We start from the raw sequence: 24,244 nt of genomic DNA on the forward strand, positions 1-24,244 counted from the left end.
GAGACATCCACGTGACACCTTGGGAGGGCAGAGACGTGGGGATGACGATCCCTGGGGAGCTGGATTTCGTTCTCGACCTGCTCGGCTATGAATGGCCGAACGTCGATGAAGATGCCGTACGCGACGCCGCGCAGCTGCTGCGTGGGCTGGAGTCGGATCTTCGCGGCACGCTCGATCATCTGGAGATGCGGGTCAGCGAGCTCGGTGACGGTGCCACGGCTCAGTCGGTGAACGCGCTGATCAGGGCGTGGACGGAGAACCGCACGGCCAACATGGACGCGGTGCTCGACGCCCTGCCCGAGGTTGCCACCGGAATCGACCTGCTCGCGGACGCGATCGTCGGCCTGAAGGTCAAGGTGATCGCCGAGCTGACGATCACCGCTGCACAGATCGCGGCGGCGGCCGCGACCGCCGTGGTCACCGCCGGCCTCAGCGTGGCCGGCAACGCCGCGCTCATCGCGGTGCGGAAGAAGGCGCTCGACATCGCGACCGACATCGCGATGGAGGAGCTGATCGGGCAGGTGGCGAGCATGGTGATCGAACCGCTGACCGGCACGATCACCGATCTCGCCATGTCGATCGCGGAAGCACCGTTGGTGACCGACGGGGAGGCGACCGCCTCGACCCAGCTCAGCTACGACCTGATGGAGCAGATCGCCACCGCGCTGAGCGACTGCGGCGCCGACCAGTACGAGCTGTGCCGCACGTTCGCCGCCGAAGTGTCCGCCCTTCCCCTCTTCGCCTCGTAGGAGACCTCTATGGCCAAGCAGCTCGGCGACATCGCCAAGGAGGCCCTCGACAAGGCGGGCGAGGTGCTCACCGAGGTCGGGGACTCGCTCAAGAAGAACGCCGACGACGTCGCCGAGAACATCCGGAAGCAGGCGGATGCTCGACGCGACCTGGACGGCAGGCTGGGCCCCGGTGAGTGGAGGCCCGTCAACAGGAACCACAAGTTCCTCCAGCAGAAGCTCGGCGCCGAGTTCGAGCGCCAGGTGACCGGCAAGGACGACGGGCTGGAATTCGTTCTTCGTGGATCGCTCGACAACGAGGTCAAGTTCGACGGAATTCTCGATGGGAAGCTGATCGAGACGAAGCACGGATACGGGAAGATGATCGACTCGTGGGGATATCCCAACGGTGCCAAGGAAAAGGAATGGCTGGATCAGGCCCTGCGGCAGGTGGACGCAGCGGGCGATACCCCGGTTGAGTGGGTCTTCTCGAACAAAGAGGCCATGGAAGCGGCACGGACCCTGTTCGAGGACTTCGATCTCCCGATCTCGGTCAGGCACCAGGAGTTCGTCAACCCGCCAGGTGATTGGGACGGCTGGAATGCGCCCAAGAGCAATGGATGAGGCGCAGGTGATCACAGGGAGAGCCCGGTGGGCGCCGAGGACGGCGGCCGATACGAAGAAGGAGCGGTGATACGGTCATGGCCGTGGATGAAGAACTGATCGCGCGAGGGTTCTGGGGCCCACGCCAGGAGACTGCCGAGCAGGTCGCAGACGAGCTGGTGGCATTCATCGCAGGCCTGGACAAGGTTCTCGGCGAGACGGTCTCCTGGTCCTCGCCCGCGCTTCCCGGGAATTCGCTTGGTGAGCGGGATACTGCCCTGCAAGCGATATCCGCCGCATTTCGGGAGAATACCGATGCTCCTCATGTCGGAATCAGCCAGTCTTATCGGGCTCGTGGAAATCGAATCGCGACGGCGGCCATCACCTTTGTCGTCGGCGGATATGTCGAGTCTGCCAAGGTGCGCAACAGCTTTGTGGTGAAGTGGCGAGGTGCCGATATCGCCACGCTCGCCGATCCGATCCTCCGTGAGCTCGTCTCTGCCTGGGACCCTGACTGGGCGGCCGTGACCTCGAGGTCCTTCACCGACGCTCTCGCAGAGGTGCAGCCGGTCGGGAGGCCGGGGCCGAAGCTCGGCTATCTCAACTACCTTTCCGAGGCCAGGGCGCAGGCCCTGCCGGGCGGCATGGACAAGCACCTCACCAAGCTCGGCAACGGTGGCGTCATCATCGGGTCGGGCGAGGCAGACGGCTTCCTGTCCGTCGACAAGGCCACCGAGTTCGCCAAGGTGCTCAGGCTGAGCGCCGCCTTCTCTCCCACTCCGACGACGCGCAGCAAGTTCTGAGCCGGGTCAGCGACCTCGCAGGCGCGCCAGGGCGCGCATCCCGTGGTAGATCACGACCGCGGCGATGGTGCCCAGCGCGATGCCGGTGAAGGTGAGATCGCCGAAGGTGAGGGTCAGGTTGCCGATGCCGATGACCAGGGCGACGGCGGCGGTGAACTGGTTGACCGGGTCGGCGAAGTCGACGCGGTTGTCGAGCCAGATCCGGATACCGATCAGGCCGATGAGGCCGTAGAGCGCCACCGTGATGCCGCCGAGCACACCGGCCGGGATGGTGTTCAACAACGCGCCGAACTTCGGCGACAGCGAGAGCAGGATCGCCACGACGCCGGCGACCCAGTAGGCGGCCGTCGAGAAGACCCGGGTCGCGGTCATGACGCCGATGTTCTCGCCGTACGTCGTCGTCGCCGAGCCGCCGAAGCCACCGGCGATGGTGGTGGCGAGGCCGTCGGCGAACAGGGCCCGGCCGGTCTCGCGGTTGATGGTGTCGTCGCCGGCGAGGTGGGCGACGCTGCGTACGTGGCCGACGTTCTCGGCGACGAGGACGAGCACGACCGGCAGGAACATGGGCACGACCGACCAGGACACGTCGGGCGTGGTGAAGGACGGCAGCCCGAACCAGGCGGCCTTCTCGAACGCCGAGGTGTCGATCTGGCCCAGGAGCAGCGCGGCGATGTAGCCGACGACGACGCCGACCAGGATGGAGAGCCGAGCGATCAGTCCGCGGAAGGCGACGGCGACGACCAGCACGGTGGCCAGGGTGATCGCGGCGACCAGCACCGCGCCGTTGTCGGGCTTCGCGGGGTCACCGCCGACCACGTTGTTGGTCGCGGCACCGGCCAGGTTGAGACCGATCAGCGCGACGATCGCGCCGGTCACCACGGGCGGCATCAGCGCCTCGATCCAGCCGGTGCCGGTGACCATCACGATCACGCCGACCAGCGCCAGCAGTGCGCCGGTGACCAGGATGCCGAAGAGCGCAGCGCCCATCCCGCCGCCGCCCATCGCGGCACCGATCGGCGCGATGAAGGCGAAGGAGGAGCCGAGGTAGCTGGGCAGCCGGTTGCGGGTGATCAGCAGGAACAGCAGCGTGCCGACGCCGGAGAAGAACAGCGTGGTGGTCGGCGGGAAGCCGGTCAGCAGCGGCACCAGGAACGTGGCGCCGAACATGGCGACCACGTGCTGGCCGCCGAAGCCGATCGTGCGGGGCCAGCTCAGCCGCTCACCGGGCTTGACGATCGCCCCCTCGCGTACGTTCTTGCCGTCTTCGTGCAGGTCCCACCCGAGTCGCATCTCGCACCCCTCTTCAGCTCTCGTACGGCACGATCCGCCGCCTGCCGAACGATAGGGCCGATTCACGCGAGGACGAAAGCCAGCCGCTCCGTAGGGTTGGACACATGACCATCCGCATCGGAGTCCAGATCCAGCCCCAGCACGCCGACTATGCCCAGATCCGCGACGCCGCGCGCCGCGCGGAGGAGATCGGCGTCGACGTGATCTTCAACTGGGACCACTTCTACCCGCTCTACGGAGAGCCCGACGGCAAGCACTTCGAGGCGTGGACGATGCTCGCCGCCTGGGCCGAGCAGACCACGCGCGTCGAGATCGGCTGCCTGGTGACCTGCAACTCCTACCGCAACCCCGAGCTGCTCGCCGACATGGCCCGCACCGTCGACCACATCTCCGACGGCCGGCTGCTGTTCGGCATCGGGTCGGGCTGGTTCGAGCGGGACTACACCGAGTACGGCTATGACTTCGGCACCGCCGGCTCCCGCCTCGACGCGCTCGGCGAGGCGCTCCCGCGCATCGAGAAGCGCTGGTCCGAGCTCAACCCCGCGCCCGTCCGGAAGATCCCGGTCATGATCGGTGGCGGCGGGGAGAAGAAGACCCTGAAGTACGTCGCGAAGCACGCCGACATCTGGCACTCCTTCTCCGACATCCCCACCCTCGAGCGCAAGCACGGCATCCTCGCCGAGCACTGCAAGAACGTCGGCCGCGACGTCTCCGAGATCGAGATCTCCGTCGAGGTCAGCGACGTCGAGTCGGCCAAGGAGTTCGCCGACGCCGGAGCCACGCTGTTCACCCACGGCGTCAACGGCCCCGACTACGACCTCTCGTTCCTGGAGGAGCTCGTCGCCTGGCGCGACGGCCAGGGCAGCGCAACGTAGGCCCCGCCTCGGCCGTCATAACAACATGTGGCGATATGGGTGGGTGCTGCTCCTGGTGGCGGCGAGCGCATGTGGGAACGACCGGGTGCTCGACCCGGCCACTGGGAGCGGCACCGTCCGCTCGACGGGCACCGTGACGGTGCTCGACGACGGCGGTGGCCCGCAGCTGTGCTATGGGGCGATCGCGGAGTCGATGCCGCCGCAGTGCGACGGGCTCGAGATGACCGGCTGGGACTGGGCCGACCATCCCGAGCACGAGGAGCACGCGGGCACGCGCTGGGGTGATTTCCAGGTCACGGGCACGCTCGGCGACACGACGTTCGCCGTGACCGACGCGGTGCCGGCCGCCGACGCGTCGGTTCCGCCGGTCGAGGAGATCGACTTCAGCAGCCCGTGCCCGGAGCCCGAGGGCGGCTGGAAGGTGCTCGATCCCGAGCGGACCACGATGGAGACCCAGGAGGCGACCGTCGCCGCCGCCCAACGGCTGCCGGGCTACAGCGACCTGTGGCTCGACCAGACGCGGGTGGCGAGCCCGATGAACGACCCGCGCAAGCTCATCCTCAACGTACGCGTCACCGGTGACCCCGCCGCGGCCGAGAAGGAGCTGCGCAAGACCTGGGGCGGGATGCTCTGTGTCTCGCGCGCGACCGTGTCGCAGGAGGAGCTCGGCGAGATCCAGGAGGAGCTCGCCGACCAGCCGCACCACGTCAGCAGCGGTCTGTCGCGTGGTGTCGTCCACCTGCGGGTGCTGATCGGCGACGGCGGTCTGCAGGAGCGCCTCGACGAGACGTACGGCAAGGGCACGGTCGTCCTCGACGGCGCCGTCTTCGAGCGAGTGGGGTGAGGCGTCAGGCGACGACCGTCCCCGAGGTCGCCTGCAGGTCCGCGTACGCCTTGGCGAGCTGCTGCGTCACCGGGCCGCGCTCGATCGGGCGGCCGTCGAGCGAGACCACCGGGGTGATGCCGCCCATGGTGCCGGTGACGAAGGCCTCGTCGGCCGTGTGGGCGTCGGTGAGCGAGAAGTCGCCGACGTCCACCGGCAGGCCCAGCTCGGCGGCGAGCTCGAGGACGGTGGCGCGGGTGATCCCCTCGGGGCACGCCCGGGTCGTCGAGGTGCGCAGCACCCCGTCGCGTACGTGGAAGAAGTGGGTGGCGTTGGTCTCGGCGATGTAGCCCGCGTCGTCGAGCATGAGCGCGTCGTCGGCGCCGGCGTTGTTGGCCTCGACCTTGGCCAGGATCGAGGGGATCAGGTTGTTGTGGTGGATCTTCGGGTCGAGCATGTCGGCGCGCGGGCGGCGCTGGGCAGCGGTGACGAGCGTGATCCCCGAGTCGTCGTAGACCGGCGACTTGAACTCGGCCAGCACGATCAGCGTGGGGCCGGACTGGTTGAGCCGCGGGTCCATGCCCGAGGTGACCTTCACGCCGCGCGAGAGGGTGAGCCGGATGTGGACGTCGTCGTGCATCGCGTTGGCGGCCAGGCACTCGCGGATCGCCTGGGTCATGAACTCGTCGGACGGGATGTCGGAGAAGGCCATCGCCCGCGCCGAGCGCCGCAGCCGGAGCAGGTGCTCGGAGAGCTTGAAGATCCGTCCCCGGGTGAGCCGCAAGCCCTCCCAGACGCCGTCACCGCCCTGGGCGAGCGAGTCGAACGGCGAGATCCGCGCCTCCAGACGGTGGCTGAGCTCGCCGTTGATCCAGACCTGGATGTCGTCGTTGCGGGGGTCGTATGTCTGCAGCATCAGTCAACTTTCATGACATAGGGGGCGAGGCGATCGTAGTAGGGCAGGCAGCGCTCCAGCAGCGGCGCCAGGCGCGAGGGCAGCGGATCGGCCGCGCCGGGGGAGGAGGCCGCGAAGCCGGTCGATGCCCACACGCCTGAGTACCAGTGCGGCGCCCACACGCCGTCGGAGTCGCGGCGCCCGGCCGGCCACGACAGCATCGCCTCGTCGAACCCGATGCCCAGTGCCTCGCACAGCCCGACGAGAGCCGCCCTCGGCGAGGCCAGGATCGAGGCGGCATCGACCACCGGCCCGCCGAACTCCTCGAAGAGCGCCACCTGCTGCGGCAGCCCGAGGTCCTCGAGCGTCGGCTCCTCGCGGACCTTCGCGTAGGAGGTCAGCACCCGCTCCGGGTCGCGGACCAGGAACGCGTGCGAGAGCCCGGCGAAGGCGCCGTGGTCCATCTCCGGCAGCAGGTGATGGGTCATGTGCTTCTGGTACTGCACCTCCGAGCCGACCGGACCGGAGGTGATCTCCTCGGCCACGACCCGCCAGTCGTTCGGCTGGGAGGCGAGCACCTCGTCACGTCCTGGATGGTCGAGGCCCGTCGCCGAGAGGTAGGCGGCGTAGAGCGGCTCGTCGACGACCGTGCAGTCCGGCCGGTTCTCGAACGAGCGCATCAGCGCCGTGGATAGGTTCCTCGGGCCTGACCACATGGCGATCCGCACTGTCACGGCGCCACGCTAGCCGGATCAGGCCTGGTCCGCGGGCTCCAGCGAGATCGAGATCGAGTTGATGCAGAACCGGTCGCCGGTCGGGGTGCCGTAGCCGTCGGGGAAGACGTGGCCGAGGTGGGAGCCGCAGTTGGCGCAGCGGACCTCCACCCGGTCCATCCCGTGCGACTTGTCCTCGACGTACTCGATCGTGTCGCTGATCGGCTGGTAGAACGACGGCCAGCCGCAGCCGGAGTGGAACTTGGTGTCCGACTCGAACAGCTTGGCCTTGCAGGCCTTGCAGGAGTAGACGCCCTTGGTCTCGGTGTCGGTGTATTCACCCGTGAACGCCCGCTCGGTGCCCGCCTGGCGCAGGACCGCGTACTCCTCGGGCGTCAGCTCTGCCCGCCACTCCTCGTCGGACTTCTCCACGTTGTAACCCATGGTTGAAATGGTACGTCTGGGGTGGGAGCAGCCCGCCATTGTCAGAGCCATTGCTAAAGTAGAGTGATCTACTATACTTAAACGTACGACGCTTCTGGAGGAGGCCACCATGAACGCACTTGCCACGCAGCCCCTGCTGGACGCCATCCGCACCTACGCCGACGAGGACCTGATCGCGCAGGTGCAGCCGCCCGAGACCGGGCGCGAGTTCCACCTCCTCCACCGCGACGACGCGGTCGAGGTGTGGCTGATCGCCTGGGCGCCCGGCGCCAGCACCGGCTTCCACGACCACGGCACCGCGACCACCGCCTTCACCGTGCTCACCGGCAGCCTGGTCGAGCACAACTGGCTCGGCGGCCTGCAGCTCGCCGACGTCGGCCCCGGCGATGCCCGCGCACACGCCGCCGGCCACGTCCATGACGTACGCAACGTCACCTCGCGCCCGGCGCTCAGCCTGCACGCGTACGCACCGCGGCTGGACGCGATGCACAACTACCACTTTCGCGGTGACCGAATCACTCTGATCGGCGCCGAGCCCGGGCGCGACTGAGCTGGTTGGGGGCCGGTCAGAAGCCGGTGATGCAGTAGGGCAGCGGACCGCCGTCGGCCATCGCCGCCCAGGTCTCGATCGCCTCGGGCGAGCCGGTGATCCGGCCGGCGGCCGCCAGGGTGCGTACGTCGACGCCGCCGAGATACAGGGCGCCGAGGGTGTCCGCGGCCAGCTCGACGGTCGGCGCGGCATCGGTGCGGGTCACCTCGGCGACACCGTCCGTGACCGTGATCCGCCAGGCGCCGTCGGCGTGCCCGAGCGGGTCGTCCACGCCGAGGACGATCTCGCCGGCGGCGTACCACGGCCGGGCCTGCAGGGCCGTCGGGACATCGAGCACGCGCAGCCACAGCATGTCGTCGAGCTCGGCGCTCTTGACCGCGAACGGCTCGGCGAGGGCCCAGTAGAGCGGGTCCTGCAGCGGAGCCCGGCGCCAGCCGACGCGCTCGACGAGGTCGATGTCGGCGAGGAACCGCCACAGCCGCAGGTAGGCCGCCGGGGTGAGCGCCACCAGGTCGACGACCCGGGCCATCCGCAGCCCGGAGTCGTTGCGCTCGTCGGCGGTCTTGTAGATCGCGTAGCCGTCCGGAGTGCCGGAGGCGTCCAGGTGCAGCACGGCGCGCTGCTTCGACTCACCCTTCGAGTCGCCGTCGAAGTCGTAGGCGCTGGAGAGCCACGGCTCGTAGAACTGCGGCCGGGTGACGGAGCCGCGGGTGCGCTCCTGGAACGTCGCGTAGATCTCGGCGACCGTCTTCCAGGCCTCGCCCGGCTCGATCAGCGTCACCGAGCCGTCGTCGGTCGGCACCTCCGGGCGAAAGCGGAACTTGGAGGTCACGTCGACCTCGATCTGGCGCAGGTGAGTGGCCGTGCCGAACCCGAAGCGACCGTAGATCGAGCCCTCCGAGACGGTCAGCGCCGCCAGCGGCACCCCGGCCGCGACCGCGTCGGCGAGCGAGACGGTCATCAGCTTGCGCAGCAGCCCTTGGCGCCGGTGGGTGGGGGAGACGGTCACGTCGCTGATCAGCAGCGTCGGCAGGCTGGCGCCACCGCCGACGTTGACCGGTGCGGTCCAGGAGGAGAACGTCGCGACCGGGATCGTGGCCGAGGAGAACTCCGAGCTCTCCGTCCACGCCCCGAGCAGCGTCACCGAGTCGGCGCGGGTGTGGTCGCGCCAGACCTGGATCCCGTCGTCGTTGCCGCGCGACTGGTGGAAGCCGCGCCGGGTGGCTTCGTACCAACCCTTCAGCTGGGCCTCGTCCCCGTCGAACGGGTCGAGGCTGCGGAAGACGAGACCGGGGTGCTCGAGCGCGCTCATGCTCAGAACGTACGCCGTCGGCACCCCGATCTCGACCGGTTATTCCTCCGCCGGGCCGGCGGCCGGCGCCGTCGCGACCACCTGCCTCCGGCGCCGGGAGAGGAGCCAGACGGGCGCGGCCAGGAGCAGCACGACCGGCGTCCACGGGATGATGGCGCCGAGGGCGACCGCGAGGACACGGGCCGAGGCGCCCAGGGCGTCCCAGCCGGCCCCCAGCCCGGCCAGGAAGCCGGGGTCGTCGTCGCCGGAGCCGCCGGGGCCGACGCGATCGATGCTGACGGTGATGGTCGACAGCGAGGTCTGGTCCTCGAGCGCCGCCTGCTGGGCCAGCAGCGAGTTGAGGTCGGCCTCGCGCCGGGCGAGCTCCGACTCGATCGAGATGACATCGCCGATCCGCTCGGCGCGGGAGAGGAGCGTACGGATCCGCTCGATGCTGGTGCGGGCGTTCTTCACCCGCACCTCGGTGTCGACGACCTGGGTGGTGACGTCGGTGGTCGTGGTGTTGGAGTCGACCAGGGTGGCGGTGTCCTCGAGGTCGGCCATCGCGTCGTCGAACGACTTCGACGGGATCCGCAGCACCATGCGGGCGAAGCGCGGACCGTCGTCGTCGCTGTCGCTGGTCTCCTGCTCGGTGACCTGTCCGGCGTACTTGTCGGTGACGTGCTGCACCTGCGTACGCGTCTTTCCGACGTCCTTCGCGCTGAGCGAGACGGAGCCGGTGGAGATGATCGATGGCTTCACGACGGCCTGGTTCGGTGCCGCCGCATCCGCATCCTGCTCGGCCATCTCCGGACCGGCCGCCTTCCCGGCCGATGTATCGGCCAACGACTCGACCGGAGCCGAGCCGGCGTCGGCGGACTCTCCGGAACCGTCCGACCCGCCGCACGCGCCGAGGACGAAGATGCTGACAATCACAAGGGCCGCACCCGAGATAGGCCTGACCTTTGCTGGTTTCATGCTCTCAGTACGCCCGGGGGCATGGAAACGGTGCGGGATCCGGCTGGTTTCTTCGGGCTATTTTCAGTTCGTCGCTGCCGCCACCACCAGGGCGAGGGTCTGGGAGACGATGTCGGCCCGCATGTCGGCGAGCGGCTCACCGCTGGAGTCCCCGGACAGCACCGGCACGTGGATGTGCCCCTGCTTGGTGTCCGCCTCGAGCGCGTCGCGGAGGGCAGTGGTGCGGTAGGCCGACTCGTTGGACAGGTAGTCGCCGCCACCACCGGCGACCGCCGTGGAGCCCGGCGTCGGGTCCTCCCGGGTGACCGGTGTGGTCGATCCGGCCGGGATCTCGGTGATGACCCGGTTGATGTTCACCGGGAAGGTGCCTGGGACGGCCGCCTTCATCGCCTCGACCGGCAGCGTGGTCCGGGTCCACTGCGGCTGCGGGTCGGTCCGAGGTACGTCCTCGGGGATCGGGATCGTCTCGTTGACGCTGACCCGGTCGTTGTCGGGGAAGGTGCCGCGGTGGGCGCCGTTCCAGACCTCGAGGTCGAAACGGCCCGCGCGCCCCTGGCTGATGGTGACGGCGGTGTCCACGTCGCGCTTGCCGGGGACCAGGTGCGGCAGGAAGGCGCGCTCGACGGTGCCCTGCGCGAACGGTCCCCACAGCACCGGGAACACCACGGCCTGGATCTCGACGGCGCCCTTCGCCGTCTGGACGACGCGCCCGTCCATCGCGAGCGCTGTCGCGCCGGACGGGTTGGACTGCCGGATGTTGCGGTCCAGGGTGAACGGGTCGAAACCGGAGGCGAGAACCTGCCGCTGCCTGCCCTGCTGCCCACCGCTGAACCGGGTCGTGTCGATGCCCCGCGAGGCCCGGTCGAAGGCCTGCGCCACCTTGCGCCGGGCATCCTCCGACCAGGTCGGGAAGCCCGGGGCCACCCGGGCGATCTCGAGCTCACCGGCGAGACGCGCCCAGTAGAGAGGCCGGTCGTCGCTGCGTGGCAGGTCGCCGCCGGCGTCGCCGCGGCCCTGCACGCGATCGACCGCTCGCTGCCAGAGCGCCTTGCCGGCGAGCCGTGCCGCAGCGGTCGCGGTCTTGCTGTCGCGCGCCTCGCAGAGGGCCGCCCGCACCGCGCCGGCGACGTCGTCGAAACCGGAGCGGGCCAGGATGTCGGTGACCGCCGGGTTGGTGAGCCGGGTGTGCTCCACCCGGATGTCGGGCGAGGCGACGGTCCCGCAGCCCGGAGCGGCGCCCGCCGTCGCGGGCGCGCCGGCGAGGCCGAGGGAGATGGCGGCGGCCAGGGCCGCCGTGGCGGCGGTCAGCGCCGTGGTTCGAGTCGACATGTGGGGGTCCTCCGAGATCGTGGCAGTCGCCGTACGTTGGAGCGGATCATGCCGGTCTCGAGACGTACTGGCCAGTGAGTTGCGGAAGTCGGCCGGGCGATTTCGCTGGGGGAGGGGCCTGGGGCGGGTTAGGTTGGCGCCATGGCGAAGACACCGGCGGCACACGTGCAGGCAGGCGAGCGCGAGGTGCGGATCTCCAGCCCGGACCGGGTGATCTACGAGCCGACCGACCGCACCCCTGAGGTCACCAAGCTGATGGTCGCGGAGTTCTTCGCGTCGGTCGGCGAACCGCTGATGCGGGCGCTGCGCGAGCGCCCGACCGCCCTGGAGCGCTGGCCCGACGGCTGGCGTGAGGGCATGAAGCTGGCCACCGGCCCCACCGACAAGGAGGGCGACGGCTTCTACCAGAAGCGCACGCCCAAGGGCGCGCCCGACTACCTCGAGGAGGTCGAGATCACCTTCCCGAGCGGGCGTAAGGCGCGAGAGATCTGCCCCACCGAACTTGCGATCCCGGTCTGGTGCGCCCAGATGGGCACCCTCACCTTCCACCCCTGGCCGGTCCGCCGCGCGGACGTCGACCACCCCGACGAGCTGCGCATCGACCTCGACCCCCAGCCCGGCACCGACTTCGCCGACGTCGTGCGGGTCGCCGGCGTCGCCCGGGAGACCCTGGAGGAGCTCGGCCTGCGCGGTTTCGCGAAGACCAGCGGAAACCGCGGCGTCCACATCTACGTACGCATCCGGCCCGAGTGGACCTTCGAGGAGCTGCGCCACGCCGCGATCGGCTTCGGTCGCGAGCTGGAGCGCCGCGACGGGGGAGTGACCACCGCGTGGTGGAAGGAGGAGCGCGGGGAGCGGGTCTTCGTCGATTTCAACCAGAACAACCGGGACCGGACCATCGCTTCGGCCTACTCGTTGCGCCCCAAGCCCGGCGCCCCGGTCTCCACGCCGCTCACCTGGGAGGAGCTGGCCGACCTGAAGGATCCGCGCGAGCTCAACCTCTTCACCGTCCCCGACTTCCTCGCCGACGGCGACCGCTGGGCGCAGATCGACGACGAGGCGTACGACCTCACGCCGCTGCTCGAGCTCTGGGAGAAGCTGCCCGGGGGCGAGCTCAACTTTCCGCCCGACTACCCGAAGATGCCGGGCGAGCCGCCGCGCGTGCAGCCGAGCAAGAAGGTCGCGTCCCACTGGGACGAGCAGGGCAACCGGATCGGCGACACATAGTAGAAGTGCCCGCTCAGCGCGGATCCCCCGATCGCACGAGCAGGCACTTCAGTCCGCTGGATCCCCCCGGAACAGCGGACCCCAAGATCCTAGGCGACTGCAGGCTACAACTGCCACGTGAAGCCGGTAACAGAGCGGTAACCTTTGATGTGGCGCCTATCACTTTTGCGGATTTCGCGGTAGTGGAGGCGATCCGCCTCACATTCCGTTGATTCCTTCGCCTTCGCCGGCCTGTTCGTCGAAGTTCTCGTGCTCGATCAGATGCAGCACCGGGACGTGGAGGTGTCGGCGGGCCTGGTGGGTCCAGTCGACGTGGAAGAACTCGGCCACGACGTGCGGCCGGGTCATGATGATCGCCTCCCGGCCGTCGACCGCGGCGACCTTGGCGCGCAGCGCCTTGACCGGGTCCTGGACGAGCTCGCCGTGGGCGGAGGCGCCCGAGGTCTTGAGGACCTTCAGGGTCTGGGCGAGGGCCTTCTCGGCCTCCTCCTTGGCCTCCTCGCGCACCGCGTCGAGGTCGATCTCGTTCATGATCATGGCCGAGCCCAGGTATTCGGCAGCGCTGAGCGTGCCCATCGCCGACTCGATCCGCGCGGCTGCGTCCTCCAGGGGCAGCAGCACGTGGTAGACCGGGTCCTCGACTCCCTCGTGGAGGGAGTGGACCCGGGTCGCGTCGTCGAGAGTGATTGCCTGCTCGACCAGGAGTACGACGTCGTAGCTCATGTCTCCGACACTAGCCGGATTTAACGGTGCTGTTTAGCGGGGCGCTCCGAGCACCTCGGACAGCTCGTACGCCACCGGCTCCTCGAGCTGCTCGTAGCCGCACGACTCCGGGTCGCGGTCGGGGCGCCAGCGCTTGAACTGCGCGGTGTGCCGGAACCGGCGCCCCTCCATGTGGTCGTAGCCCACCTCGACCACCCGCTCCGGGCGCAGCGGGGTGAAGGACAGGTCCTTCCCCTGCGACCAGCGGCTCTGGGTGCCGGGAACCCGGTCCGGGTTGGCCGTGAGGAACTCCTGCCAGCGGCCCCACGGGTGCTCCTCGATGGGGACGACCAGCTCTTGCAGCTCCTGCCACAGCTCGGCGCGTCGCGCGGCCGTGAAGGAGGCCGAGACCCCGATGTGCTGCAGCTCCGGCCGACCGTCCTCCCCGGGTGCGTACAGGCCCAGCAGCAGGCTCCCCAGCAGCGGCTTCTCCGGCGTGGAGGTCTTGTGCTCGCGGTAGCCCGCCACGACCACGTCGGCCGTACGCGAATGCTTGATCTTCAGCATCGTCCGCTTGTCGGGGGAGTAGGGCGCGTCCAGCGGCTTGGCCATCACCCCGTCCAGCCCGGCGCCCTCGAACCTGGTAAACCAGTCCTGGGCGACCGCGGGGTCGGTCGTCGTCGTGCACAGATGGACGTTGTCCGAGGTCACGGTCGAGAAGATCTCCTCGAGCGCCGCCCGTCGCTCGGTCAGCGGCTTCTCCACGAAGCTCTCCTCGCCGATCGCGAGCAGATCGAAGGCGGCGTACGCAGCGGGCGTCTCCTCCGCCAGCAGCGTGATCCGGGACGCGGCCGGGTGGATCCGCTGCTGCAGCACCTCGAACTCGAGCCGGTTGCCGATCGCCACGAAAATCTCCCCGTCGAGCACGATCTTCTCCGGCAGCGCCTTCCGCATCGCCTCGACCACCTCGGGGAAGTAGCGCGTCAGCGGCTTGGTGTTGCGCGAGGCCAGCTCCACCTCGTCGCCGTCCTTGAACACGATGCACCGGAAGCCGTCCCACTTCGGCTCGAACGCATAGCCGCCGTCGGTCGGCACGCCCTTCGCGGGCTTCGCGAGCATCGGCAGGATCGGCGGCATCACAGGGAGGTCCATGATCAGGACTCTAGTTCTGTAGACGAGATCGTCCACTCATGCAACTGTCGTTGCGGAAATGAAGTTGATCGGGCCAGGCTTCTCGATCCCAGTTTGAGACGCACGCAGTGTACGCAAACTCAAGCTAGCCGACGGGGTGCTTTGCGACTATTGACCACCTCCGGCCTCGGCTGCAAGGCCATCCAGGTACTCCTTCATGAGCAGGTTTCCACGAAACCATCGAACTGCGATGTTGCTCCAGGCATCAGTGTCGATGATGCCGTCTATGCGAAACACCTTTCGGTAGCGCGCGGCTGACTCACGGCCCGTCATGTAATTCTTGCTCGTGCGAATCTCGTACTGCTCGTTGGTGTATGCACGGACGGCGCCGTCGCAGTGAATGAAGAAGCCTTGCTCGATATCGCGGATCGCGTGCAGATACCGCACGAGACGTAGTCCAGCTCGACTTGAACCAGGATGATCCGAAAGTTCTTCGATTTGGACGACCTTCTGCCCCTCCTTGTTCATCGACCAATCGACGTATAGACGGGGGTACTCGTGCATAAGGCCAGATTTGGGATCGCCGTGTACGGTGACTCCGACGTGGTGACGATTGTCAAGCGTCTCGCGTGAGAGTGGCGGGCCCCACCAGTGGTCGCGTTCGAAGTAGGCGGAGAATGCTGATGCGGCCATGAAATGCTGCTCGTTTAGCGCCAGCCTCAGGGCCGCCGTTCCGTTGGACGCGACGCCAAGCAAAGTTTGGATGAGCTCGTCATTGACGTTGCCGTCGAAGTGACGGCGCAAGAATGGGTGATACGGAACCGCTGAGCCCCCATGGAACAGCACCTGCGGCTGTGCGTTGTAGTTGGCCACGCGAAGCAGACCATCCTTGTCGGTGTGGGTCGCCAATTCCGGATGGTTCAGGTAGAGGCGATCCAGCGGGTCGGCGGCAGAGAAGACGGCAGGATCAACGTTGTAGAAGCCATCCAGGGTGGCTACCTCTAGGATCGCGGCCAACAAGTGTCGGTCCTCCACCTCGGCTAGATGCCACGGTAACCAATCCCGGAGCTCGGATACCTCGTTGAGCGGCATGGCCGCGAGGTGTTCCTTGAGCCGACGTGCGCATTGGTCAAACGCAAGGACGAGGGCAGGCTGCCTCACTGAGATGTCATCTCCAGGTGGCAACATCCCGGGTTGGGTGAGGTGGTCGCGCATGGAGAATATGAGGTCGTCTAGCAGTGACCCGCATACACTCCGTACCAACCGCTCGATCTGCGCCTGGCCGCTATTCTTGGCGCTGTGTTCCTTCATGGCGGTCACGCCCTCTCCCTGATGGCCGCCTCCTGCTGCGGCGCTGATGTCGGCATCTCGAATGCTGAGCGCCCTACCTGTTGTTGGTCAGCGCGGCTGAGGACACCACCCGTACTGGTCTAATCGCGAACTAGGTGTAGCTGGGGCCGCGGGTCGGACTCTCCTAGTACGTCACTGAGGTGCGATGTCGCCCAACACAGTTCGTTCGCGAGGTCTGCTCGTGTGAGGCCGTGCTGTTCGGCGAGTGTCAGCGCCTCCCGCAGCAGGGATGGAACCTCTCCGGGGTAGGTAGCGATCGGCTCATCCCGACGGAACTCGGCCATGCTTCTCAGTCGTTGATACGCCCGACGCATGGAGACCTCGGACACGACTCTCAGCTCAGCCATCCTGCGGACAAGGGATTCGATCGACACACCCCATGTCTGGCTCAGTTGCTCCAAGGTGGCTAGGCGCATGGTGCGGGGCAACAATGGCTCGATCTCCGTGCGTGGTGTCAAAAGCTCAGCTGCGAACTCGTCGGCCTCGCGTTCCTGTTGACGATCTCCTGGAAGTGGGTTCGGGTGAAGCAGCAGATGTCCGACCTCGTGTGCACATGTGAAGCGATACCGCGAGACTGATACCGCGCGCTCTGGGGTAACAATGATGAGAGGTCTGCCAAGTGCATCTGTGGAGTATGCGCTTACCCTTGTAACGGCCGCGTTGGTGAGCGGGATCAGTGTCACGACGATGCCGTGGGCCTCGATCGTCGCTGCCAGATGGGGGAACGGACCAGGTCCGACCTCCCACGCTTGGCGTAGCAGTTGCGCAGCTTCGGCAGGCGTCGTTCCTTCCGGGATTTTCGGGAGGTCTACGTCTGGCAGACGAACGCGCTTCTCAAGGGCATACGTCAGTTCCCACACCTGTTCGGCATGGGTCGCTGCCTTCGCGCGGTCCTTCGCCCGGGTCGAGCGTAGGCTGCGAAAGTGAGCGTTGGCGGCGTCGAGCCGACCCAGGGGCCGTCCCGCTGCAAAGAAGTCGACTGGCACCTTGAGTTTGTTTGCCAAGAGCGGGAGCAGGTCAGCGCGAGGGGTCGATGCGCCCGCCTCATACTGTCCAACAGCTGCTGGTGAGACGCGGATCTCCTCAGCCAGTTCGGCCTTGGTCCACTCGCGGAGTACCCGTGCCTGAGTAAGTCTCGCGGGATCAAACGCCCTCGCCACGCCCGTATAACTACGACCGGGGGACGAGAAGAGCTCGAACTTGCCCTGTTTCTCGTCAGCCATCGCTAGATTCGCCGGAGGCCTGCTCGTCCTCATCCTCGCTGTGGAGGCTGATGTCCTTCTGTGGCAGGTCGCCACTCGTGAAGGTGCGCTCTTCGTCGGGAACTGCATTCGGCTTCGACTGGGGAGTCGGCTTTACATCCAGGAGACTCTCGCTGTAGCCAAACTCCAGGCAGCCGTCACTCGTGAGTGACACATCTCCCCACGTGATCTCGAACAGTCCGCTCGGTGAACTGGAGATCGCAACAACAACCACCTGGTCAGAGGTCACCAGATTTGACTCGCGGGTCTGCTTGAGAAGGTCGGCCAGCTCCTGCTCTTCCGCCGTGAGTTCAGGAGTGTGGATGCCAAGGTCGATCTCGCTCTGCACCTCGAGCTGGCTCAGGTCGAACATCGCCTCGCGTGCTGGGGACGTGGAGAACGGCGTGGTTGTGAAGTGACTGTCGCGGCTCTTGCTGTAGCGCCAAGGGAAGAGGGGCACGCCTTCGATTACAGGAATTCGGTACGGGGCATTGCCAGGCCGAAACAGCGTGGCACCGGGCAGGTTGCCGAAGGCCTCGAACTTCTCCAAGATGCCGCGCCAGAACTCGCCGTAAACGCCGAGGCTGCGGTGGCCGGACGCCTCCTGGGCATCAGCGGAGGCGATGTGCTCCGCACGAACCAGTTGCGGTACCTGTTCGCGAAGGTGGACCCCCTGCGCGCCGAACGTCTCGATTGCCCAGCGGCGACCCTTGTCCATCTGGCGTTCCTCTCAAGTGGATTGATCAGAAGGTACCAGACCGCTTTAGAAAATCTCAAGATTGGCACGAATTTGCTTCAGTCAGGCGTTTCGGTCGGGCGCCGGCGCGGTGGGCAGTCACGGACTTTCGACATATTCATGAGCCCGAGGCACCCAAGCTTCTATCAGCTCGGGTGCCTACTCGGCGGCACCGGCGGCCACGCGGTCATGTACGACTGTCCCCGACAGCGAGGGCCTCCAGCGCATCACCCGCGAGATCTTCGAGCGTGGCGGCATCGTCTCCTCGGTCTGCCACGGCTACTGCGGTCTCCTCAACACCCGTCTGTCCGACGGCTCCTACCTCATCGCCGGCCGGAAGATGACCGGCTTCGCCTGGCAGGAGGAGGTCCTCGCCCGGGTCGACAAGCTCGTCCCGTACAACGCCGAGGAGGAGGCCAAGGCTCGCGGCGCTCTCTACGAGAAGGCCAAGCTGCCGTTCGTCTCGTACGCCGTGGTCGACGGCAACCTCGTCACCGGTCAGAATCCGGGGTCGGCCAAGGAGACGGCCGAGAAGGTCGCCGAGCTTCTCTGATCCCGCTCGGGTCAGCGTTCGAGTGGACTCGGGTTGAGCAGGGACACGTCCAGGTCGCTGTTGCGGAGGCGATAGACCTGAAGCCTCAGGTCGTAGTACTTCTCCGTCTCCCCGACCCAGTCCATGCCGATGCGGCGTGCGGCGCGGATTCCGTGCTCGTTCCGGGGGCGTACGACGGCGAAGACCTCCTCCTCGCCGTTGGCGAACGCGTAGTGGGCGAGGGCGTGTCCCGCCTCTGAGCCCAGTCCCCGTCCCCATGCCCAGGGGGCGAGCTGGTAGCCCACCTCCAGGTCCTCGCCTTCCGGAGGGAGGGGGAGGATCTGGGCCGATCCCGCGACACGGCCGCTCTCGATCTCTTCGACCGCCCATCGGCCGCTCGCTCGGCCTGCGGGGCCGGGAGGTGCCGTGAGCCAGCTGCTGATCGTCGCGCGCATGGAGTCGAGGTCGGTGACCCGCTCCATGGCCGGCGCCAGCCAGCGGGAGACCTCGGCGCTGCCGTAGATCTCGAGTGCCCCAGGAGCGTCGTCCTCGCGCCATGGTCGAAGCCGCACCCGCGCCGTACGAATGATCGAACCGTCGATCGTGACTTCATCAGCCAACGTGAGCTCCTCGAAGGGGTGCGCCGCGTCCGCCGATCGCGTCGAGGAGGCGGTGCGACACAGGAAGTGACTCGACGATAGCGCGCCCCGCCCAGTCCGGCGATGGATCGTGCTGAGTCAGTGCGGTGAGCGCAGCCTCGGCCGTCTACAGTTGTCCCGTGCGTTTCGGCGTACGTTCCCCGGTTGGTCTGCCGGCAGGGCCCGCCTGACTTTGAATCAGGACTAGCGACGTAGGTTCGACTCCTACCCGGGGAGCAGGGAACGGCCCGAGGTCAGATGACCTCGGGCCGTTCGGTCTCTACAGATCTATGGGGAACCAGATGGAGGCCAAGCCGCATCGGTTTGCAGTGCGCTTGCCTTCCTCGAGCTTCGCGTAGAGTCGGCTGATCGACACCTTGTATCGACCAGGCGCAGCCGACTTGAAGTCGTGGCCGTACATGTCGCGGTCGTACGGGAAAATCTCCACGTACTCATCGAAATCGTCGTCCGCGTGACTAACGAGACACAACAGATGCCAGTCGGCATCCTCGGGAGCGGCCGTGCCCTCCACCCAGCCCTCAGCAGAGGGGAAACGTTCGCGATAGAAATCCAAGAGGTCCGCCTCTTGGGCGCTCCCCATATCGATCACGACCTCCCGGCCCCGCATGGGGTCGTCGTCGTCCCAGCCCTTCGCTTCCGCAACGACCGTCCCCTCAGGCGGGACTGGCGGCTCGTTCGGGTAATCGAAACCCACACCGAAGATGGGACCGCAGGCGGTCAGAGCGGTCACGGCGACGACGCAAGCAGTCAAGACAAGCGCGTGCAGTGGTTCGCGACTCCTCACACGGTCACCCAATCATCCGGGCGCGAACTGCGCACTCGAACGGCACAAACGCGCGAGCCCGTGCTGGTAGGGCCGCCAGACTTTGAATCAGAACTAGCGACGTAGGTTCGACTCCTACCCGGGGAGCAGAGAGCCGCCCTGACCTGCGCTCTGGCAGCTTGAGGCCGGCCTTGACCTTTCGGATGGCACACGGATGGCACACGGCGGCTCGGAAACGGCCCCGGTTGCTCGCCCTGGCCGACTCCAACCTGTCGCGCTGCAAGAAAGCTTGGCGATCGGGCCGCAGCGTACGGGATCGTGATGTCTGTGGAGGAGGACTTGATCGACTGGCTCATGTCCAGCGTCATCGAACCAATGCTGAGCAGCGTGTTCAGCTCGGCAGAGCGGCAAGGGTTGAAGGTCTCGACGATGCTGGGTACTGAACTCGATCCGACCCGCGAGTATGGAGGACCCGGTCCAGAACTCGAGGACTACGTCTGGCTGTCGCTGAAGGTCCGTTCCGCTGGTGACGCGGGAGCGTGGCGGATATGCCAGGTCATCGAAATTGCCGACGTCGACGAGATCTCCAACCGGGCATTGGAGTTCGGTTGGCACCTGGAGCAGTGGATCGCTGAGTCGTCGACGTGGTGGGGGCAGGAGCGACATGTTCATCTCCCGGAACTGGGTGGTCCCTGAGGTTCGACGCGTGCGACGCGGTCGCGGCGCGACAGGACCCGACAGCTCACCTCGGGTCTATCGAGCTCGCGACCGTCGCGCTGTCTTGTACGCGGGCGCTCGTAGGCGGCGGTGCCATTCGTAGATCTCGAGCCCGGGTGGTGTCGAGCGGGTCGGGTCGAAGGAGAGCAGGGAGTCGTGGTCGGACTCGGCGGTCAGCTCGAGCGTCGCAAACCACGTCCAGTCCGTGCCGGGTCGTGCCCACGCCAGCTGCCACGTGGAATCGCCGACGAACTGGGCTCCGAGCCAGACCGGTCCGGCGGGCGTGCGGTACGGGAGCAGCGTGCTGAAGAAACCGTGGGACAGCCGGGTCCGGGGAGCCAGCAGGAACCGGGTCCATCGACCGTGACCGGTGGTCGCGAACAGGAGATCGGCGTGTTCGCCGTGGGTGGTGGGAACGCGCAGGGCGAGCCCGTTGACATCGGGCACCGGCTCGGGCAGACCCACCGCGCGGGAGAGTCGTACCACCACCTCGTCCGACCCGCTTTCGTCGAGGAACGCCGCGCCCGTGGTTTCTCCGGGGTGCCGCCGGAGCACGGCCAGGTGCACCGTGCCCTGCGGGTGCAGGGGCTTGTCGGCGGGGCGCAGGTGGGCGAGTACGCCGACGCCGGCCTGCAGCACGCGGCCGGCCGTTCGCGCGATCGAGCCGGTGACGGCGGGGGCCAGCCTGTGCCTGCTCGGACGGTCGTCAGCAGGAACCACAACATCGGCTGGTTTCACGCGGTTGGCCTTCCTGAGGAGGCGTGGTCACCTCGAGCGGCACGCAGGATGAACGTCGATGCTCGGATCGGTACCCGTGAACGACGACGTCATGTGCGGCGGAGGAAGAAGCGGAGGATGTCGTTGAACGCCTGAGGGGCCTCGAGGTTGCTGACGTGGCCGCAGCCGGGGATGACGGCGAGGTCCGCGCCCGGGATGAGGCGCTCGAACTCGTGGGCGACGGAGAGGGGTGAGCGGGCGTCGAGGGCACCCCAGACGAGCTGGGTGGGCACCCGGATCGTGCCGAGCACGTCGGTCAGGTCGGCGTGGGCCATCGCGGTCAGGGCGGTGAGCATGCTGTGGCGGCGTACGTCGGCCGACATCGCCTCCATAAGCGGCACGAACTCCGCCGGAGGAGCGCCGGCGAAGAGGTTCGGGAGGGTCGGGTCGAAGGAGCCCTCCGGCTGGCCGCGCAGGCCGGCAAGGCGGGCGTCGGCCTCCTCGGCGCCGAGCGAGCCGCGCCAGCCGGCGTAGCCGTCCGCGAGGACGAGGTTGCGGACGACGCCGGGGTGGCGTCGATACAGCTCGAGGATGACGGTGACTCCCCAGGAGATCCCGGCGACGGTGCAGGGAGAGACGTCGAGCGCGCGGATCAGTCCCGCCAGGCAGTCGCCGTAGTCGCTCAGCCCGAACCCGTCGGGTACGTCGGAGGAGCCGCCCGCGCCCGGCTCGTCCCACGCGATGACGGTGAACTCGTCAGCCAGGGCGTCGAGCTGCGGCGTCCAGGTGCGGCCGTCCTCGGCGCCGCCGTGGACGAAGACGACCGCAGGGCCGTTGCCGGCCCGGCGGAAGGCGAGGTTCAGTCCGTCGATCTCGACGACATCCATGGTTCGACGCTAGCTCAGCGGGCCCGATTCGTCTTGACACATCGGGCAACAATGGCCACGCGCTGTTCATCTTCGTGTAAGGTCGCCGGGCTTCCTGTGCGTGTCCGCGTGTCGCGTTGCTGATTGCGGAGATGCGCAGGGTGGTATGGATACTGGCCTCATATCGAGGTCGTGGGGGAGCAGGGTGTAAAGTCGCCCAAACTAATCGACAAACACTTGGAGGAAGCGTGGGCATGGGACCGATCATCGGTTACGTACCTGGCGTGTTCGATCTCTTCCACATCGGTCACCTCAACATGCTGCGTCAGGCGCGTGAGCGCTGCGACACGTTGATCGCAGGTGTGGTCTCCGACGAGGTCTGCGAGACGACGAAGGGGATCATCCCGACCGTCCCGCTCGTCGAGAGGCTGGAGATCGTCGAGGCGATCGGGATCGTGGACGCGGTCTACGCCGAGCGCACCACCGACAAGGTCGACTCCTGGCGCGAGGTCGGGTTCACCCACCTCTTCAAGGGCGATGACTGGAAGGGCACCGAGAAGGGCGACGCGCTCGAGAAGAAGATGGCGTCGGTCGGTGTCGAGGTCATCTACTTCCCCTACACGCTCCAGACCAGCAGCACCGCCCTGCGCAAGGCGATCGCGCGAGAAGGTGCCCAGGTCTCGTGACCGTCGGCACCTCCACATCGGGCGGACAGTTCGAGATCTCCGACGAAGGGGTCCTCGTCCGAGACTCCTCGACACAGGTCCTGATCCTCTCCGTCGACGGTCAGTACGTCTGGTCCCTTACGCCCGACCGCGACGGCCACCCGGCCGACAAGGGCACCATGGTGCCGTGGCCGAACGTGCTCACCCGGTTCCTGAACGGCTCCGCGACGATCACCATCGCCGACTACGACGGTGAGGTGCTCTTCGAGGAGAAGGTCTCCCTCGGCACCGGCGAGGGCGCGATCTCGATCGTCGACGGCAGCGGCCACCCGCTGAGCGTCGACAAGGTCGGCCACCTGACCCGCTCGTTCGAGGCCACCGACGAGAGCATCCGCGCGGAGATCCTCGAGGGCACCCAGCGGGTCCTCGCCGACCTCCGCGACGTCGTCGGCGTCGAGGCCTACCTCAACTACGGTGCGCTCCTCGGCGCGATCCGCGAGGGCCGGATGCTCGGCCACGACTCCGACACCGACGTCTGCTACCTCTCCAGGCACACCGTCCCCGCCGAGATCATCACCGAGTCGTACGCCATCGAGCGCACCATGCGGGAGCGCGGCTGGAGCATCCTGCGGATGTCCGGCGGCGACATCAAGGTGCTGCTCGAGGTCTCCGACGGCCGCAAGGTGCACATCGACATCTTCGTGGCGTTCTACGTGCCCGACAAGGACGGCGAGCCGGTCTTCTACCAGCTCGGTAACCGCTCCGGCCGGCTGCGCCGCGAGGCGATCGTGCCGGTCTCCACGATCAACCTGCACGGCTACGACTTCCCGGCTCCCGCCGAGCCCGAGGAGATGCTGGCCTTCATCTACGGCCCGAAGTGGCGCACCCCGGACCCGTCGTTCAAGTACGCGGACCCGCCCGCCGGCGTACGTCGCCTGGATGGCTGGCTGCGTGGGTTCCGCACCGACATGGGCTTCTGGACCGAGTTCCACAACACCCACGGCAGCGAGCTGGAGACCAAGCAGTCTCCCTTCGCGTCCTGGGTGATCAAGCAGCTGCCCGAGGACGCCAAGGTGGTCGACATCGGCTCCGGCTCCGTCGGGCGTGACGGTCGCTTCTTCGCCCGCAACGGGCACCAGGTGCGCTCGGTGGACTTCTCCCGCGCCGCGGTCGCCGCCGTACGCCGCCGGGCCGAGCGCCACAAGCTCTCCCTGGTCTCCGACCAGCTCATCCTGGGCGAGCTCCGCTCGACGCTGACGCTGGGTGCGCGGCTGGCCCGCGACCCGCACCACCTCTACGCCCGTGACCTGATCGGCTGCCTCGACAAGGCGGCCCGGCATCAGCTCTGGACGCTGGCGAAGATGGCGCTGCGTCCCGGCGGAGGCAAGCTCTTCCTCGAGTTCGCGGCCACCGGTGAGAACCTCCCCGAGCCGAAGCCCGAAGGCCTCGTACGCCGCGTCGACCCCGCCCTGGTCCAGGCCGAGATCGAGGCGGCCGGCGGTGTCGTCGAGCACCTCGAGATCGTCGACGGCCGGGACATGCTCGAGGACCCGCTGCCGCGGGTCGCGCGGCTGCGTGCCTCCTGGCCCTCCCTCAAGTCTGCAGAAGGAAACTGA

General features: G+C 67.6%; 27 protein-coding genes and 1 tRNA gene. 12 read left to right on the plus strand and 16 right to left on the minus strand.

Translation table 11 applies throughout. From position 1 onward, the window contains the following. Positions 1-41 precede the first annotated feature (41 nt). The 3 genes from HD557_RS03810 to HD557_RS03820 all read left to right on the plus strand — a co-directional run bounded on the left by HD557_RS03810 (position 42) and on the right by HD557_RS03820 (position 2,134). Positions 42-749, plus strand: a complete 708-nt coding sequence (locus tag HD557_RS03810) for a WXG100-like domain-containing protein (RefSeq protein WP_196872858.1) — start codon at positions 42-44, stop codon at positions 747-749. Between the two features lie 9 nt (positions 750-758). Further along, positions 759-1,352, plus strand: a complete 594-nt coding sequence (locus HD557_RS03815; protein WP_008361140.1) for a Tox-REase-5 domain-containing protein — start codon at positions 759-761, stop codon at positions 1,350-1,352. 83 nt (positions 1,353-1,435) lie between these two features. Then, positions 1,436-2,134 carry an Imm52 family immunity protein gene (locus tag HD557_RS03820; protein WP_196872859.1) on the plus strand — a complete coding sequence of 233 codons (699 nt, stop codon included), beginning with the start codon at positions 1,436-1,438 and terminating at the stop codon, positions 2,132-2,134. A gap of 6 nt (positions 2,135-2,140) precedes the next feature. On the opposite strand, the gene HD557_RS03825 is transcribed toward HD557_RS03820, so the two are convergent. Further along, a complete protein-coding gene (locus tag HD557_RS03825) occupies positions 2,141-3,424 on the minus strand; it encodes a uracil-xanthine permease family protein (RefSeq protein ID WP_196872860.1) in 1,284 nt (427 codons plus the stop codon). A 104-nt stretch (positions 3,425-3,528) separates the two neighbouring features. On the opposite strand from HD557_RS03825, the gene HD557_RS03830 reads away from it, so the two are divergent. Together HD557_RS03830 and HD557_RS03835 are read left to right on the plus strand one after the other, a co-directional pair. Beyond that, positions 3,529-4,299 carry an LLM class F420-dependent oxidoreductase gene (locus HD557_RS03830; RefSeq protein ID WP_196872861.1) on the plus strand — a complete coding sequence of 257 codons (771 nt, stop codon included), beginning with the start codon at positions 3,529-3,531 and terminating at the stop codon, positions 4,297-4,299. A 25-nt stretch (positions 4,300-4,324) separates the two neighbouring features. Then, positions 4,325-5,143: a hypothetical protein gene (locus tag HD557_RS03835; protein ID WP_196872862.1), complete on the plus strand. Its 819-nt coding sequence runs from the start codon at positions 4,325-4,327 to the stop codon at positions 5,141-5,143. Positions 5,144-5,147: 4 nt separating this feature from the next. Here the strand turns inward: HD557_RS03835 and HD557_RS03840 are convergent, their stop codons facing one another. Genes HD557_RS03840 through msrB form a run of 3 tightly spaced genes read right to left on the minus strand, consistent with a single transcriptional unit; the run spans position 5,148 to position 7,174 of the window. Next, entirely contained in the window at positions 5,148-6,038 is an 891-nt protein-coding gene (locus tag HD557_RS03840) for an aminotransferase class IV (protein WP_196872863.1), read from the minus strand. Continuing rightward, a complete protein-coding gene (locus HD557_RS03845) occupies positions 6,038-6,733 on the minus strand; it encodes a sulfotransferase-like domain-containing protein (RefSeq protein ID WP_269210699.1) in 696 nt (231 codons plus the stop codon). The genes HD557_RS03840 and HD557_RS03845 overlap by 1 nt, the downstream gene beginning before the upstream one ends. Positions 6,734-6,769: 36 nt before the next feature. Continuing rightward, positions 6,770-7,174, minus strand: coding sequence for a peptide-methionine (R)-S-oxide reductase MsrB (gene msrB, locus HD557_RS03850; protein WP_008361154.1), 405 nt, complete (start codon positions 7,172-7,174; stop codon positions 6,770-6,772). 109 nt (positions 7,175-7,283) lie between these two features. Between msrB and HD557_RS03855 the strand changes: the two genes are divergently transcribed. Then, complete coding sequence (locus HD557_RS03855; RefSeq protein WP_196872865.1) at positions 7,284-7,724, plus strand: cysteine dioxygenase; 441 nt, start codon at positions 7,284-7,286, stop codon at positions 7,722-7,724. A gap of 16 nt (positions 7,725-7,740) precedes the next feature. Here HD557_RS03855 and HD557_RS03860 read toward each other — a convergent pair whose 3' ends face one another. The 3 genes from HD557_RS03860 to HD557_RS03870 form a co-directional block, all read right to left on the minus strand. Next, complete coding sequence (locus tag HD557_RS03860) at positions 7,741-9,036, minus strand: GNAT family N-acetyltransferase (protein WP_196872866.1); 1,296 nt, start codon at positions 9,034-9,036, stop codon at positions 7,741-7,743. 39 nt (positions 9,037-9,075) lie between these two features. Beyond that, complete coding sequence (locus HD557_RS03865) at positions 9,076-9,951, minus strand: DUF4349 domain-containing protein (RefSeq protein WP_196872867.1); 876 nt, start codon at positions 9,949-9,951, stop codon at positions 9,076-9,078. Positions 9,952-10,056: 105 nt separating this feature from the next. Next, a complete protein-coding gene (locus HD557_RS03870) occupies positions 10,057-11,322 on the minus strand; it encodes a hypothetical protein (protein WP_196872868.1) in 1,266 nt (421 codons plus the stop codon). A 141-nt stretch (positions 11,323-11,463) separates the two neighbouring features. Between HD557_RS03870 and HD557_RS03875 the strand changes: the two genes are divergently transcribed. Next, positions 11,464-12,549 (plus strand): DNA polymerase domain-containing protein, encoded by a 1,086-nt coding sequence (locus tag HD557_RS03875; RefSeq protein ID WP_196872869.1) that lies wholly within the window; start codon positions 11,464-11,466, stop codon positions 12,547-12,549. A gap of 198 nt (positions 12,550-12,747) precedes the next feature. Here the strand turns inward: HD557_RS03875 and HD557_RS03880 are convergent, their stop codons facing one another. The 5 genes from HD557_RS03880 to HD557_RS03900 form a co-directional block, all read right to left on the minus strand. Next, positions 12,748-13,272, minus strand: coding sequence for a hypothetical protein (locus tag HD557_RS03880; protein WP_008361160.1), 525 nt, complete (start codon positions 13,270-13,272; stop codon positions 12,748-12,750). 33 nt (positions 13,273-13,305) lie between these two features. Continuing rightward, positions 13,306-14,403: an ATP-dependent DNA ligase gene (locus HD557_RS03885; protein WP_196872870.1), complete on the minus strand. Its 1,098-nt coding sequence runs from the start codon at positions 14,401-14,403 to the stop codon at positions 13,306-13,308. A 147-nt stretch (positions 14,404-14,550) separates the two neighbouring features. After that, entirely contained in the window at positions 14,551-15,702 is a 1,152-nt protein-coding gene (locus HD557_RS03890; protein WP_196872871.1) for a hypothetical protein, read from the minus strand. Positions 15,703-15,812: 110 nt separating this feature from the next. Next, a complete protein-coding gene (locus HD557_RS03895) occupies positions 15,813-16,955 on the minus strand; it encodes a helix-turn-helix domain-containing protein (protein ID WP_196872872.1) in 1,143 nt (380 codons plus the stop codon). After that, the gene (locus HD557_RS03900; RefSeq protein ID WP_196872873.1) at positions 16,948-17,691 is read right to left on the minus strand and encodes a hypothetical protein; all 744 of its coding nucleotides are present in this window, start codon (positions 17,689-17,691) and stop codon (positions 16,948-16,950) included. The genes HD557_RS03895 and HD557_RS03900 overlap by 8 nt, the downstream gene beginning before the upstream one ends. Positions 17,692-17,854: 163 nt before the next feature. Here HD557_RS03900 and HD557_RS03905 point away from each other — a divergent pair, with 163 nt between their 5' ends. Further along, positions 17,855-18,262: a type 1 glutamine amidotransferase domain-containing protein gene (locus HD557_RS03905; RefSeq protein ID WP_445321545.1), complete on the plus strand. Its 408-nt coding sequence runs from the start codon at positions 17,855-17,857 to the stop codon at positions 18,260-18,262. Positions 18,263-18,273: 11 nt separating this feature from the next. Here the strand turns inward: HD557_RS03905 and HD557_RS03910 are convergent, their stop codons facing one another. Beyond that, positions 18,274-18,861: a GNAT family N-acetyltransferase gene (locus tag HD557_RS03910; protein WP_231380167.1), complete on the minus strand. Its 588-nt coding sequence runs from the start codon at positions 18,859-18,861 to the stop codon at positions 18,274-18,276. 176 nt (positions 18,862-19,037) lie between these two features. Between HD557_RS03910 and HD557_RS03915 the strand changes: the two genes are divergently transcribed. Then, a tRNA-Gln gene (locus HD557_RS03915) sits at positions 19,038-19,116 on the plus strand. 43 nt (positions 19,117-19,159) lie between these two features. Here the strand turns inward: HD557_RS03915 and HD557_RS03920 are convergent. Beyond that, entirely contained in the window at positions 19,160-19,630 is a 471-nt protein-coding gene (locus HD557_RS03920) for a hypothetical protein (protein WP_196872874.1), read from the minus strand. A gap of 372 nt (positions 19,631-20,002) precedes the next feature. Here HD557_RS03920 and HD557_RS03925 point away from each other — a divergent pair, with 372 nt between their 5' ends. After that, positions 20,003-20,359: a hypothetical protein gene (locus HD557_RS03925; RefSeq protein WP_196872875.1), complete on the plus strand. Its 357-nt coding sequence runs from the start codon at positions 20,003-20,005 to the stop codon at positions 20,357-20,359. 57 nt (positions 20,360-20,416) lie between these two features. Here the strand turns inward: HD557_RS03925 and HD557_RS03930 are convergent, their stop codons facing one another. Then, on the minus strand, positions 20,417-21,118 hold the full coding sequence (locus HD557_RS03930) for a hypothetical protein (RefSeq protein WP_196872876.1): 702 nt from the start codon (positions 21,116-21,118) through the stop codon (positions 20,417-20,419). A gap of 89 nt (positions 21,119-21,207) precedes the next feature. After that, positions 21,208-21,984 carry an alpha/beta fold hydrolase gene (locus HD557_RS03935; RefSeq protein WP_196872877.1) on the minus strand — a complete coding sequence of 259 codons (777 nt, stop codon included), beginning with the start codon at positions 21,982-21,984 and terminating at the stop codon, positions 21,208-21,210. A 233-nt stretch (positions 21,985-22,217) separates the two neighbouring features. Here HD557_RS03935 and HD557_RS03940 point away from each other — a divergent pair, with 233 nt between their 5' ends. Next, positions 22,218-22,649, plus strand: a complete 432-nt coding sequence (locus HD557_RS03940; RefSeq protein ID WP_008361171.1) for an adenylyltransferase/cytidyltransferase family protein — start codon at positions 22,218-22,220, stop codon at positions 22,647-22,649. Then, on the plus strand, positions 22,646-24,244 hold the full coding sequence (locus HD557_RS03945; protein ID WP_196872878.1) for a class I SAM-dependent methyltransferase: 1,599 nt from the start codon (positions 22,646-22,648) through the stop codon (positions 24,242-24,244). Before HD557_RS03940 ends, HD557_RS03945 begins: the two co-directional genes overlap by 4 nt.

Source organism: Nocardioides luteus (assembly GCF_015752315.1).
Taxonomy (GTDB): domain Bacteria; phylum Actinomycetota; class Actinomycetes; order Propionibacteriales; family Nocardioidaceae; genus Nocardioides.

Excerpts from the sequence above, each read along its gene's own strand:
- HD557_RS03940 (WP_008361171.1), top strand. The coding sequence starts at position 22,218 with ATGGGACCGATCATCGGTTACGTACCTGGCGTGTTCGATCTCTTCCAC.
- HD557_RS03835 (WP_196872862.1), top strand. The coding sequence starts at position 4,325 with ATGTGGCGATATGGGTGGGTGCTGCTCCTGGTGGCGGCGAGCGCATGT.
- HD557_RS03815 (WP_008361140.1), top strand. The coding sequence starts at position 759 with ATGGCCAAGCAGCTCGGCGACATCGCCAAGGAGGCCCTCGACAAGGCG.
- HD557_RS03845 (WP_269210699.1), bottom strand. The coding sequence starts at position 6,733 with ATGTGGTCAGGCCCGAGGAACCTATCCACGGCGCTGATGCGCTCGTTC.
- HD557_RS03875 (WP_196872869.1), top strand. The coding sequence starts at position 11,464 with ATGGCGAAGACACCGGCGGCACACGTGCAGGCAGGCGAGCGCGAGGTG.
- HD557_RS03935 (WP_196872877.1), bottom strand. The coding sequence starts at position 21,984 with ATGGATGTCGTCGAGATCGACGGACTGAACCTCGCCTTCCGCCGGGCC.
- HD557_RS03880 (WP_008361160.1), bottom strand. The coding sequence starts at position 13,272 with ATGAGCTACGACGTCGTACTCCTGGTCGAGCAGGCAATCACTCTCGAC.
- HD557_RS03840 (WP_196872863.1), bottom strand. The coding sequence starts at position 6,038 with ATGCTGCAGACATACGACCCCCGCAACGACGACATCCAGGTCTGGATC.
- HD557_RS03860 (WP_196872866.1), bottom strand. The coding sequence starts at position 9,036 with ATGAGCGCGCTCGAGCACCCCGGTCTCGTCTTCCGCAGCCTCGACCCG.
- HD557_RS03810 (WP_196872858.1), top strand. The coding sequence starts at position 42 with ATGACGATCCCTGGGGAGCTGGATTTCGTTCTCGACCTGCTCGGCTAT.
- HD557_RS03855 (WP_196872865.1), top strand. The coding sequence starts at position 7,284 with ATGAACGCACTTGCCACGCAGCCCCTGCTGGACGCCATCCGCACCTAC.
- HD557_RS03885 (WP_196872870.1), bottom strand. The coding sequence starts at position 14,403 with ATGGACCTCCCTGTGATGCCGCCGATCCTGCCGATGCTCGCGAAGCCC.
- HD557_RS03900 (WP_196872873.1), bottom strand. The coding sequence starts at position 17,691 with ATGGACAAGGGTCGCCGCTGGGCAATCGAGACGTTCGGCGCGCAGGGG.
- HD557_RS03870 (WP_196872868.1), bottom strand. The coding sequence starts at position 11,322 with ATGTCGACTCGAACCACGGCGCTGACCGCCGCCACGGCGGCCCTGGCC.
- HD557_RS03825 (WP_196872860.1), bottom strand. The coding sequence starts at position 3,424 with ATGCGACTCGGGTGGGACCTGCACGAAGACGGCAAGAACGTACGCGAG.
- msrB (WP_008361154.1), bottom strand. The coding sequence starts at position 7,174 with ATGGGTTACAACGTGGAGAAGTCCGACGAGGAGTGGCGGGCAGAGCTG.
- HD557_RS03895 (WP_196872872.1), bottom strand. The coding sequence starts at position 16,955 with ATGGCTGACGAGAAACAGGGCAAGTTCGAGCTCTTCTCGTCCCCCGGT.
- HD557_RS03830 (WP_196872861.1), top strand. The coding sequence starts at position 3,529 with ATGACCATCCGCATCGGAGTCCAGATCCAGCCCCAGCACGCCGACTAT.